The organism is Pseudomonas sp. HS-18, assembly GCF_020401845.1.
Classification (GTDB): domain Bacteria; phylum Pseudomonadota; class Gammaproteobacteria; order Pseudomonadales; family Pseudomonadaceae; genus Pseudomonas; species Pseudomonas nitroreducens.
In genome coordinates, this window is sequence record NZ_CP084413.1 from 1,466,632 (window position 1) to 1,478,704 (window position 12,073).

The 12,073-nt window shown below is 65.0% G+C and carries 11 protein-coding genes; 2 read left to right on the forward strand and 9 right to left on the reverse strand.

The window, feature by feature from the left end; translation table 11 throughout:
- Nucleotides 1-135 precede the first annotated feature (135 nt).
- Nucleotides 136-969 carry a substrate-binding periplasmic protein gene (locus tag LDJ84_RS06915; protein ID WP_024767718.1) on the forward strand — a complete coding sequence of 278 codons (834 nt, stop codon included), beginning with the start codon at nt 136-138 and terminating at the stop codon, nt 967-969.
- Between the two features lie 3 nt (nt 970-972).
- Nucleotides 973-3,846: an HD domain-containing phosphohydrolase gene (locus LDJ84_RS06920; protein WP_024767719.1), complete on the forward strand. Its 2,874-nt coding sequence runs from the start codon at nt 973-975 to the stop codon at nt 3,844-3,846.
- A gap of 11 nt (nt 3,847-3,857) precedes the next feature.
- Here LDJ84_RS06920 and LDJ84_RS06925 read toward each other — a convergent pair whose 3' ends face one another.
- The 9 genes from LDJ84_RS06925 to atzF form a co-directional block, all read right to left on the reverse strand.
- Nucleotides 3,858-4,244, reverse strand: coding sequence for a type II toxin-antitoxin system VapC family toxin (locus LDJ84_RS06925; protein WP_024767720.1), 387 nt, complete (start codon nt 4,242-4,244; stop codon nt 3,858-3,860).
- Complete coding sequence (locus LDJ84_RS06930; RefSeq protein ID WP_037008282.1) at nt 4,244-4,495, reverse strand: type II toxin-antitoxin system Phd/YefM family antitoxin; 252 nt, start codon at nt 4,493-4,495, stop codon at nt 4,244-4,246. Before LDJ84_RS06930 ends, LDJ84_RS06925 begins: the two co-directional genes overlap by 1 nt.
- A gap of 140 nt (nt 4,496-4,635) precedes the next feature.
- Entirely contained in the window at nt 4,636-5,382 is a 747-nt protein-coding gene (locus LDJ84_RS06935) for a murein L,D-transpeptidase catalytic domain family protein (protein ID WP_024767722.1), read from the reverse strand.
- A gap of 375 nt (nt 5,383-5,757) precedes the next feature.
- Nucleotides 5,758-6,810 carry a L,D-transpeptidase gene (locus tag LDJ84_RS06940; RefSeq protein ID WP_024767723.1) on the reverse strand — a complete coding sequence of 351 codons (1,053 nt, stop codon included), beginning with the start codon at nt 6,808-6,810 and terminating at the stop codon, nt 5,758-5,760.
- Between the two features lie 139 nt (nt 6,811-6,949).
- Nucleotides 6,950-7,648, reverse strand: coding sequence for a pseudouridine synthase (locus LDJ84_RS06945; RefSeq protein ID WP_170859146.1), 699 nt, complete (start codon nt 7,646-7,648; stop codon nt 6,950-6,952).
- Entirely contained in the window at nt 7,648-7,863 is a 216-nt protein-coding gene (locus LDJ84_RS06950) for a cysteine-rich CWC family protein (RefSeq protein ID WP_226046106.1), read from the reverse strand. Before LDJ84_RS06950 ends, LDJ84_RS06945 begins: the two co-directional genes overlap by 1 nt.
- Before the next feature lie 99 nt (nt 7,864-7,962).
- Nucleotides 7,963-8,799, reverse strand: a complete 837-nt coding sequence (locus tag LDJ84_RS06955; protein ID WP_226046107.1) for a DUF4824 family protein — start codon at nt 8,797-8,799, stop codon at nt 7,963-7,965.
- On the reverse strand, nt 8,796-9,869 hold the full coding sequence (locus LDJ84_RS06960; protein ID WP_226046108.1) for a DUF2157 domain-containing protein: 1,074 nt from the start codon (nt 9,867-9,869) through the stop codon (nt 8,796-8,798). The genes LDJ84_RS06955 and LDJ84_RS06960 overlap by 4 nt, the downstream gene beginning before the upstream one ends.
- A gap of 174 nt (nt 9,870-10,043) precedes the next feature.
- Nucleotides 10,044-11,852 (reverse strand): allophanate hydrolase, encoded by a 1,809-nt coding sequence (gene atzF, locus LDJ84_RS06965; protein ID WP_226046109.1) that lies wholly within the window; start codon nt 11,850-11,852, stop codon nt 10,044-10,046.
- Between the last annotated feature and the right edge of the window lie 221 nt (nt 11,853-12,073).

Here is a 12,073-nt window from a genome sequence, read left to right on the forward strand (position 1 = left end):
ACATTTCTCTGCGCGATTCTCCAGCGCTTTGGTGAAGCCGGATTACACTCATGTGATGGCTGTAACTCCCCCGCCGAAGACGAGCGATCTCGCCGTGCTCCCCCCTGAGGCCGATACCGCGTGCGGAGCGGTTCAATGGCACTTCATCCACGGTTGCGCAAACTGCTGGTCCTGGCCCCGGCCGTATGGCTGTGTGCGGAAGCCGTGGCCGAGGATCGCTACGGCTGTGAGCAGCCGATCGCCATCGCTTATACCCGCAACGTGGTGTTCTTCCATGACGATGTCGGCATCGATCCCGACCTGATCGCCGAGCTGTCCCGGCGCACCGGCTGCCAGTTCGAGACCTCGATTCGCCCGCGCGATGAAATCTGGCGATTGCTGGAGAGTGGCGACCTGCAGATGGGCACCAGTGGCGTTGCCACGCCGCAGCGGCGCGCCTACACCTACCTGCTGCCATATCTCTATATGCGCAACAAGTTGATCGTGCGCGACGATCTGGGGGACATGAACAGCCTGGACGCCTTCCATGACATGCCCGGTGCGCGCCTGGGAGTAATTGCCGGCTACCGCCATGGGCCTTACATCGACGGTATGCTGCGTATCCTCCGCTCGGAAGGTCGGGTAGTGGAATACAAGGACGACGCCAGCCGCTTCACCGCGTTGCTCAACGGCAATGTGGAAGGCGTGATAGGCCATGAGATGAACCTCGAAGGCGCGGTGAAGGACCGTCGCCAACGGGAGCGATTCCATGTGGTAGATGTGATCCCAGGGCCGGCGACTCCCCATAACCTGATGCTTTCGCGCAAGCGCTTCACGCCGGCGCAAAGCGCCGAATGGATGCGCTTGATGGAAACACTGTGGCTGGACGGAACTCTGGCCCGGATCATGCGTAACAATGCGCCGCCACCCGTGGCGGAAGAACTGCTCGACAGTGGCTATCGCTACAGCTCCACGGACAGAGGCTGGTAAAGGATGAAGGCATTCGAACGGGGTATTCCGCTGCAGCTGCTGGTGGCTGGCGCCATCATCGCCAGCATGCTGGTGCTGGCGGGGGCTCTGCTGATCCAGGGCTACCGAGGGGTAGAAGGCGCGCTGGTGACGGCGGCCGGGGAGTCGGCCAGCCAGCTGGGCGCGACCATCAACGAGCGTATCCGGCGCCTGATCGACCCGGCGGAAAGCGCACTGCGGCTGCTCACCCACGACCCCATCTCACAGACGGACAACCTGCCGGCGCGCCTCGATCGCCTGCCGATGCTGGTGGAGAACCTGCGTGCCAACCGCACCCTGAGCGCGGTGTACATCGGTTACCCGAATGGCGAGTTCCTGCTGATCCGCGCCTTGCGCGTACCCGAGGTGCGCCGTGCACTCCAGGCACCCGACGCGGCCAAGTACCTGGTACAGAGCCAGACGCTCAACGGCCAGGGCGGGCTGCTCGGCGAGTGGCGTTTCTACGACAGCGAGCTGCGGCTGCTGCGTGTACAGGAGCGGCCGGATTACCAGTACGACCCTCGACAACGCCCCTGGTACACGGAGGCGCGTGCGACGAGCAAGACCGTACTCACCCAGCCCTACGTCTTCTTCACCACTCGCGAGATCGGCCTGACCCTGGCCCACCGCAGCGTCGACGGCGCGGCAGTGATCGGCATGGACGCTTCGGTGAACGATCTGGGCGGCGAGATGGGCGACCTGCGCCAGACTGCCCACACCGAGTTGGCGGTCGTGGACGGCAAGGGCACGGTGATCGCCTATCCGGACCTCTCCAAGCTGATGGTCCGTGAAGGCGACCAACTGCGCCTGGCCACGCTGGACGAGCTGAAGGTGCCCAGCCTGAGCGAACTGAACGCCAATTCCGTGCCCTCCGGTACACCGCAGTCGTACAAGGTGAACGGCGAGGACTGGTATGGCATCTGGGTGCCGCTGTCGAACTTCACCAGCAACGAAGTGCGGGTGCTCATCGCGATTCCCGCCGTGGAGTTGCTGGCCGGCGCCCGCCAGTTGCTGTTCAACCAGGCGTTGTGGAGCGGCACCTTGCTGCTGGTTCTGCTGCTGATCGGCTGGTACATCGGCCGGCGTATCGCCCGGCCGCTGACGGCATTGGCTGATCAGGTCGGCGCTTTGGCGGCGTTCGATTTCGCCCGGCCGGTGGGGGTGGAGTCAAAGATCGCCGAGGTCCGCGACTTGAGCAGCGTCATGGGCAGCATGTCGCGCACCATCCACAACTTCCAGGCCATCACCCTGACCTTGAGCCGCGAGACACGTCTGGAAAGCATGCTCGAGGGCGTGCTCTCGCGCCTGGTGGAGGCCACCGGCGTGATGGGCGGCGCTGTCTACCTGCTGGAGGACGAAGAGTGTCGCCTGCGGCTGGCCTGCACGGTCAACGGCGAGCAGTATCCGCAGTCCATGCTGATCGAGGGCTTTACCGAGGCGGAGCTGGCCCAGCGGGTGGACCTGGCATTGGCCAATCGCGGGCAGTTCCTGGAGGTTTCGCTGCGCAATCGTTCGGACGAGCTGCTGGGTATCCTGGTCCTGCAGCTGGCGGAGGAGGGCGCCCACAGCCTGCAGCCACGCAAACCATTCAAACGCTTCGTCGAGGAGCTTTCCGGCGCCGCCGCCGTGGCCATCGAGACCCGCCAATTGATCGAGGCCCAACAGCGCCTGCTGGATGCGATCATCAAGCTCCTCGCCGACGCCATCGACGCCAAGAGCCCCTATACCGGCGGCCACTGCGAGCGCGTACCGCAGCTGGCCGACCTGCTGCTGCAGAAGGTCATCGACTCGCACGATGGCGAGTATGCCGGCTTCACCATGAGCGATGCGGAACGCTATGAATTCCAGATCGCCGCCTGGCTGCACGACTGCGGCAAGGTCACCAGTCCCGAATATGTGGTGGACAAGGCGACCAAGCTGGAAACGCTGTACAACCGCCTGCACGAGGTGCGCACGCGTTTCGAAGTGGTCTGGCGCGACATCGAGCTGGACTACTGGCGTGGCATAGCCGCAGGCAACGACATTGGTCTGCTGGCCGCGCGCCGCGACGCGCTGCATGAGGCCTTGCGCGAGGACTACGCCTTCGTCGCCCAGGCCAACGTCGGCGGCGAGTTCATGAAGGACGAGGATATCGAGCGGCTCAGGCAGATCGGCGAGCGTCGTTGGTTGCGCTACTTCGATGACCGCCTGGGCATCTCCCACGACGAGGCCGAGCGGCTGCAGGGGCGGCCCGAACGGCCGCTGCCGGCGGAGGAGTTCCTCCTCGCCGACAAGCCCGAACACCGCGTGCCCTGGGGCGAGCGCAAGCCGCCGGTGGTGAAGGACGACCCGCGAAATATCTGGGGCTTCGACATGCGCCTGCCGCCTTACGCGAGCAACTACGGTGAGCTGTACAACCTGGGTATTCGCCGTGGCACGCTGACCGAGGAGGAGCGTTTCAAGATCAACGAACACATCGTCCAGACCCTGATGATGCTCACCACCCTGCCGCTGCCGCGTCATTTGCGCCGTGTGCCGACCATTGCCGCCAACCACCACGAGAAGATGGATGGCACCGGCTATCCGCGCAAACTGTCCCGGGAGCAGATGAGCATTCCGGAGCGGGTGATGGCGATTGCCGATATCTTCGAGGCGCTGACTGCCGCCGACCGTCCCTACAAGGCGCCGAAGACATTGTCCGAGTCACTGAAGATCCTCGCCTTCATGGCCCGCGACCAGCACATCGACGCCGACCTGTTCCGCCTGTTCATCAGCCAGGGGGTCTACCGGGAGTACGGCGAGCGCTTCCTCCAGCCCGAGCAGATGGATGCCGTGGACGTGCGCGCGATCCTGGAAATCCTGGAGGGGGTGAAGGCTTAGTGGGTTGGGAGTCAGATCTTGCGGATCGGCCCCGGATAGGCGATGAGCTTGCTGTCGTGGGTGATCAGCAGCATGCCCTCCACGTTGGCCTGAGCGACCAGCATGCGATCGAAAGGATCGGCATGCAGCATGGGCAGCGAACCGACGAAGATCGAATGCTCTCCGGTGATCGGTAGCTCGGCGTAACCATTATCCAGCAGTGCTTTGCGCACGATGCTGGGATCGTAGGGAAAGTCCGCGCGTTTCAGCGTGCTCTTGATCGATATTTCCCAGATGCTGGCGGCGCTGAAGAACAGATCGGCTGTTTCAGAAAGGATGAGCGATCTGACCTCGGCGGGCAGCCGCGGGTCATCGGTCAGTACCCAGAGCAGGATGTGGGTATCCAGCAACAGGCGCATCAACAGGAGTCGCCGCTGAATAGGTTGGCGATGTCGTCAGCAAAAGAGGCGTCGATGTCATCTACGGCGGGGTAGATGCCCTTGAGCGCGCCGATGACTTTCTTCGGTTTGTCGCCGATGGCCTCGACTTTCACCAATGGTTTGCCAGCTTTAGCGATGATGAAGGGATGCCCCTTGCTGGCAAGGTCGACCAAGCGAGAAAGGTTGGTCTTGGCATCGTGAATGTTCACGATATCAATATCGGTAGTCATGGCTTAGCCTCGATGATCGTCAGGTTAGCCAACTTGGTGAACTAACCTGGTGCGATGCTAGCCCAGAGACTGGAAGGTGGCAATCCAAATGCAAACCGCCGGCATCAGCCGGCGGTTTTCGTTTCAGGGGCAGGCAGCGATCAACGCCGGGCGAGGTTGGTGGCGTAGCGATTGATCTGCGGGTTCTTCGCCACGGTGCAGCTCTGCCCGGCGAGGAACTGCGAGGTTTTCAGGTATTGCTGCTGCGGGTAATAGGCGAACACGTAGCTGCCGTTCTTCACCGTATCGATGAGCTGCTGCGCCACCTGCGGGCGCACAGCCGGGCAGCCGAGGCTGCGGCCCAGGCGGCCGAGGCCGGGGACGACCTTCGGGTCGGCGTAGGCGGCGGCATGCATGACGATGGCGCGTTCTTCGCTGTTGTCGTTGAAGCCCGGCTCCAGGCCCAACAGGCGCAGGGATCGACCGTGCTTGCCGCTGTAGGTCTGACCGGTCTGGTACAGGCCGATGGAGGACTGGAAGCTCTCCGGGCGATTGGAGAAGGAGGTGGCCATGTCGTCGCCACTCTTCTTGCCATGGGCGACCCACTCCTCGAAGAGCAGTTTGCGCTGCTTCAGGTCGAAGACCCAGAGGCGCTTGTCGCGGGATGGCTTGGAGTAATCGATCACCGTCAGCAGGCGGTTCTGGCCGCCCAACTGGGTACTGGCGCACTGCAGCGCACTGAGCGCCAGGCGCAGGGTCTCGGTATTGGTCGCCGGCGCGAGGCGGTGCAGGTCCTCGGCCGTGGGCAGGGCAGCAGCGGACGCGGTCTGCCAGCTACCGATCGCGAAGAGCGCGGCACTGGCGAGCGAAATCCGGAAGAACCCCCGTAACTTCAAGAAAGTCAGCATGAATACAACATTCCCGTTGAATCGATATGGTTTTTTCTGGGAAACGCCGCATTGTGCGTGATTTTTGACCAGTGATGTGTTTGTTTTTTAATCAAGTATGGTTCCGCCCGTCGGTAATTACGAACTTTCCAGGGCAAGAAATCGCCGCGGAGCGCCGGTATGCGGGACGTAAGACGAAAGGAACCCACCTCGGACAGGCGCCTTGACTCTTTGTGTTTCGAGATTCTTCGGCTGCTTGCACGGCCGACTTGAGGCCGTCTGTCCGCAGGTGAGGGCTGGCAGTTTGGCGTGGGCGGTTGGCAATGGGGGCAGGGTAACGATGAAGAGGTTGTAGGAGAAATCCGGAGCGCTTCGACGTCGCTCCGGTTCATCCTGTTACTCCACGCTCTGGTTCTTTATCGGTTTCTGCTCGGCCTTGCGGTCGTTGGTAGTGATCACGGTGAAGTCCGGGTTGCTGCGCATGTCGCGGGTGGATGGCAGGTCAGTGATTACCAGGGTGCTGCCCACATCCATGCTGGCCAGCAGGTTGCGCAGGAATTCGCGGTCGAGGCTGAACTTGCCCAGTTGCTCGGCAGGCGACAGGCCTCGCTGCGGGTCGCTGACCTGCACGCTGGTCCAGCGCAGGTTGGGGTTCTCGCTGTCGATTTCGGTTTGCGAGGGCTTTTCCATGAGGGAGAAGGCGGCGACGCCGGTCCGTTCTTCCGGGTGCTCGAAGGCTACCGGTGCGGTGCCGATCTGCAGGCCCCCGCGGTAGACGTAGAGGCGGCGGTCGGCGCGGCTGACCAGCACGGAGACCGGCCCCTTCTCCGCGCCGGGATCGCTCCAGAACGGCACCACCATGCCACTGTCGTCGTGCGGGCCGGCGGCGCGGCCATCACTGACGATGGGCGCGAGCAGGCCGGGGTGGTAAACCTCCACGGGCGAGCTCTTGGCGTCGGAGATGATCACGGTGGTGGAGGTGAAGCCGGTGACTTCGTACAGCTTCTTGGCGAACGCCATCGGCAGGCGGATGCAGCCGTGGGAGGCCGGGTAGCCCGGCAGGTTGCCGGCGTGCAGGGCGATACCGTCCCAGGTCAGGCGCTGCATGTAGGGCATCGGTGCACTGTTGTAGAGGTCGGAGTGGTACTCGACCTTCTTCTGCAGGATGGAGAACACGCCGGTAGGGGTCTCCTTGCCCTTCTTGCCGGTGCTGACGGTGGCTACGCCAATGGCGATGCCATTGCGGTACACGTAGGCGCGCTGCTCGGTGAGGCTGACCACCAGGGTGACCGGACCGGCCGGCGATATCTCCGGGTACCAGAGGAATTGGCCGGGCTTGAGCGTCTTCAGCGCTGCCTGCAGGTCCGAAAGCGGCGAGGGCTTGCTCGGATTGGCGAAGGCGACGCTGGCGCTCAGGGCGATCAGCAGGGCAACCGACAGTTTCTTCATCACCTTTCCTTACGGCGCGGGCATGGCAGGGAGCTTAGCCAAGCGGCGGCGAAGGCTGCAAACTGCCGGGCTGAATGGTTTGCGTGGGACTCTTCTGAATGTTTAGAGGGACATGATCTGTAGGAGCTGACGGAGTCCGCTACCGATCCAATTCGGCGACTTCCTGCACAGTCAGCGCGCGGTATTCCCCGGGTTGCAAGGCCGGGTCCAGCGCCAGGCTGCCCATGCGCTCGCGGTGCAGGCGCGTCACCTTGTTCTGGAAATGGCCGAACATGCGCTTGACCTGGTGGTAGCGGCCTTCGTGCAGGGTCAGGCGCGCGGTGCGAGTATCGAGGATTTCCAACTGGGCGGGCAGGGTGGTGAGGTCTTCGAAGGCGAAGTACAGGCCCCGCTCGAAGGTCTCGATGTAGCGTTCCTCGATCGGGTCCTCGGTCTCGACGTAATAGACCTTGGGCAGCTTGCGCCCCGGCAGCGTCATGCGCCGCGACCATTGCCCGTCGTTGGTGATGAGCAGCAGGCCGGTGGTGTTGTAGTCCAGGCGGCCGCCGATATGCAGTTCATGTTTGTCCGGTTCGTCGAGCAGGTCGAGCACGGTGCGGTGCTCGGCATCGCGGGTGGCGCTGACGCAGCCGGCGGGCTTGTGCAGCATGAAGTAGCGCGCTGGCTTGCCGGCCTGCAGCAGGTCATCGTCCAGCTCCACGCGGGAGAATTCGCGCACTTCATGGCGACCGTCGCGCACCACCAGGCCGTCGACGCGCAGGCGGCCTTCGGCGAGCAATTGGCGGGCTTGCTGGCGGTTCAGGTGGGGCAGGTTGGCGATGAAACGGTCCAGACGCATCAGGCGGTCTCATCGTCCTTCAGCCCGGCCGCGCAGCGCGGGCAAAAGCAGGCACGGTCGACCAGCTCGGGCGGGATGCGCTCCAGTGCGTTGCGGTCGATGCGCGTGCTGAAGCACCAGCACGGCTGGCCTTCCAGCGCCGGGTCGGCCTGGGTGCAGCGGTTGGACTGGCCGCAGAGCGGGCAGCGGCTGGGATCGGGAGTGACGTCGTTCATGGCCGGTCAGGGCAGGAAATGGCGGTGAGGCGGGGGGCACAGGTTGCAGCGCCGACCCGCATCGCGCAAGCGGATTCGGATCGGCGCGGCGGGTGCCGGTCAGGGCATGTCGATGCGCTGGATCCAGGGTTCCAGGCGCTGGCCGAAGGCGACTTCGGCGACGAAGGGCTGGGCGCGGCCGTCCGCTGCCCGGTGAGGCTGCGCGGTGATCTGGTCCAGCCGCTCGCGCCACTGGTACGGCACGTTGAGGCTGTCGGTGCCGATGGAGCTGGCGGTGCCGCCGAGGGTCCAGATGTGCTGGTAGTAGTTGGAAACGGGGCGTACCTGGCCGTGGACGATCAGGTAGCGCTGGCGATCGGGGTAACGGGCCCGCAACGCCTGCAGGTCCAGGCCGACGTCCTTGAGCAGCAGGCGGGTGTCGGTCTTTTCCTCGCTATCCAGTTCGCGGCGGATGAAGTCGCGCTCGTCCGCCAGGCGGGCATTCTGCGGTGCGGCATCGGCGGCCTGGCGGGCTTCGTCGAGACGCTTGCGGGTCAGCTGCACTTCGCGCTCGTGAAGCGGGCCGTTGAGCTCCAGCACCAGCAGGGCCGCGCGCGATTGCTGGCGGCCGAACCGCCGGGCGCTGTCGTCGTCGACCTGCTCGGGCATGGCGAAGCCGAGTTCGGCCATCTTCTGGCTGTCGAGGGCGGGCTGCCAGCCCCGGTTGTGTTGCCGTGCCTCATCGTCGCGGCTGGGCGTGCGCCAGTGCAGGCGCAGGCTCAGGCCGCTGTTCTCCTTGTACCAGTCGTTGTTGCGCAGCAGCTCGCGCTGGCTGAGCGACAGCACGCTGTCCGGCTCGCCGGAGCGGTTCCAGGCAACGCCACCCAGGGCGACGGCGTTCACCAGCAGGGTGAGGCCGACGCCGCTGGCCAGTGCGTGAGTACGTGTCCAGTTCATGGGCGGGCTCCCAGCAGGCCATGGGCGCGGCGCAGGCGGCGCAGGATCAGCAGGATCAGCACCGCGCACAGACCCAGCACGAGGAAGAACAGGTACTTGGGCATGACCTCCCACCACCAGTCGAAGAACTTGGTGTAGAGGAAGATCACGAAGAAGGTCAGCCCGGTATTGACCACTTCCGGCCACTCGCGTCGCGCGCCGAGCCAGATCACCAGTGCAGAGGCGACGAAGCCGAGCACCTGGTAGAGGCTTTCCACCGTCGCATAACGCAGTGGCAGGTAACTGCTGCCGCCCCAATTGGCCAGTACCAGCATGGGCAGGAACAGCCCGAGCAGACCGAATACCCGGTAGATCGTGGCGAAACCGTCGAAACGATGCTGGGAAATGAACGACGGCACGAGGAAGATCAGCAACGCGGCGGGGAAGAAGTTTTCCGGGCGTTCGCCGACGTCCAGCCAGTAGGCACCGCTCCAGGTGCCGACCCGCGCGGCGACGTAACCCATCACGCAGATCAGCGCGGCGGCCAGCAGCAGGCGTGTGTTGCAGGTGTAGGCCAGCAGCAGCGCATAGGCGGCCCAGGGCAGCAGGGCCTTGTCGGACGGGGTGATATTGAATATCTGCCCGAGCATCACGACGTTCAGCACGAAGCAGGCGAAGGCCAGCATGGCGCCGAGCTTGGCGAAGTAGCCGGAGGCGTCGCGGCGTTGCAGTACGAGGGTCAGCAGCAGGCTGATCAGCGAGGCCGCGATGAGGATGATGACTTGCACGCTTTCTCCGAACAGACCCCAGAACTGGTAGAAGAGGAAGAACAGGCTGGCGGCCAGGGCCAGCGCGCCGAGGAAGGAGGCGATGCGCATGCCCAGCGACAGGCGATGGTCCTGGCTGTCGCGGTCGATGTCGAAACGTGCGCGGTAGTCGGTGAGCAGGCGTTGCTGGTGTTCGTGCAGGCGTTCGTGCTGGGTGTTGTCGAGAATGAGGGCGCCTTCCTCGCGCAGGCGACGCAGTTCGCGGTCGAAGGCCTGGATATCGTTGACGCGCTGCTGCGCCTGCTGGTGGCTGAGGTCGGGCATGGCCGGTCCTTGCGGCGGGTGATACCTCGACTCTAGCTGGTGGCGCGAAGGGGTTCCATCGCTGCGTGGGAGAGGCTTAGAGCGCATCGCGCTCTAAGCCATTGCGGGCGTGGTCCGCTCTCGCAGGGAGCTTCGGCAAAATGCCGATGATGCAGCCCTGAACGTAAGGGCGAGTCAGGCGCGGCCGGCCAGCCACGCCCGCCAGCCGCCGAAGCGGCTGATGTCCTCGGCGCCGTCCAGGCCCCAGGCGTCGCAGATGAAACCGGTCTCCCAACTGCCATCCTCCAGTTGCACCTTGCCCAGCCCCAGCGGTGCCGGGATGCCGGTGAGGAAGGAGCCCAGTTCGGCGCTGGGCAGTTCCCAGACCTCCACTTCGATGGCCACGCCGTCTTCGGCTACGCGCAGCATGCCGGGGCGCAGCGGTGGGCCGCCAGCCAGCGCGTAGAGCTTGTAGGCCGGCGCGCTGCGGGTGGCGCGCAACAGGCGGGCGCCGCGCTGGCGCAATTGCCCGTTCAGTGCCAGGCCGTCGAGGTGCGCCCCGCAGACCACCAGGCGCGTACGGTCGTGGCGCGCGGCGTTGGCTGAGGCGCTCGGTGCGATGGCGTTGCCGCCGGTAAGCGGCAGGTTGTGCCGGCGCTGCAGCGCATCGGCCACGCCGAGCAGGTACTGATCGGTGAAGGCGCGGCCGAACAGGGTCACACCCCAGGGCAGGCCGTTGCCCATGATTGCACTGGGCACGGCGACGGCGGCGTAGTCCAGCAGGTTCATGAAGTTGGTGTAGTAGCCCAGGTCGGAATTGCGCTTGACCGGTTCGGCGTGCAGCTCGTCCAGCGTCACCGGGCGGCCGATGGTGGGGGTGAGCACGCAGTCGAGGTCGGCGAGGATCGCATCGCACTGGGTCTTGAGTTCCTGCAGGCGGTATTGCGCGCGGAACGTCTGCACGGCGGTTGCGTCGGGAGCCTTCGCCAGTACGTCGCGGATCACTGGCAGCACCGCTTGCGGGTCACGCTCGATCAGCTCGCCTGCCACGCTGTAGCGCTCGGCGACCCAGGGGCCTTCGTAGAGCAGGCGCGCGGCTTCGAGAAAGGGCGCGAAGTCGATTTCCTGCGCCTCGCCGCCCATGGCCTTGAGCTGGTCCAGGGCGTCGGTGAACAGCACCGGGCCTTCGTGGCAGCCGAAGAATTCCAGTTGATCGGCGCGGGGAACACCGAAGCGGAAAGGCTTGGGTGCACCGAAGGCGCTGGCGTCGTTCCATGCCGGATTGGCGCGGCTGTAGCCGTCCCGTGGATCGAGCTTTGCCGTGAGAGCGAGCAGCTCGCTGGCTTCGGCGGCACTGGCGGTGAAGTAGGTGATGCAGTCCAGGGTGCGGCAGGCCGGCACCAGGCCGTGGTTGGACAGCAGCCCCTTGCTCGGTTTCAGCCCCAGCAGGCCGTTGAGCGCCGCCGGCACACGGCCGGAGCCAGCGGTGTCGGTGCCCAGGGCGAAGCTCGCCACGCCCAGCGCCACGGCCAGCGAGGAGCCGGCGCTGGAGCCGCCCGACGGGTACTCGGGCAGCACGCTGTTGCGGCATTCGCCATAGGGCGAGCGGGTACCATTGAGGCCAGTGGCGAACTGGTCGAGGTTGGTCTTGCCCAGCGGGATGGCGCCCAGCTCGATCAGTTGCCGCACCAGCGTCGCGGATGTTTCCGGCGTGTAGGCGAACGCCGGGCAGGCGGCGGTGGTGGGGATACCGGCGAGGTCGATGTTGTCCTTGATGGCGAAGGGGATGCCGTAGAGCGGCAGGTTGTCCGGCGATTTTTCATCCAGCGCGGCCAGGTAGGGCTCCAGTTCCTCCAGCGTCAGCAGGTGGATGAACAGGTGGTAGTCCGGGGTCAGCGCGGCGGCCTTGTCGCGCAGTTCGGCGATCAGTTGGCGCGGCGTGGCGCGGCCTTCACGGTAGGCGGCGCGCAGGGTGGCAAGGCGGAGGTCGAAGGTGGTGGGCATGGTCGTGTTTCCTTGGGCCGATCAGTTCTCTGGCTGGGCTGCCCTCACCCCGGTCCTCTCCCGGAGAGGGGGGGAAGAGCAGTCCGGCTCGGTGTTGGGTTCGAACCATGGTCGGCCTGGTGGCGCGAACTGTGGTTCAGGTTGGATCCAGCGCTGAGGCCCACTCCGAACAGTTCCCTCTCCCTCTGGGAGAGGGTTAGGGGGAGGGGCTCCTGGCCAGA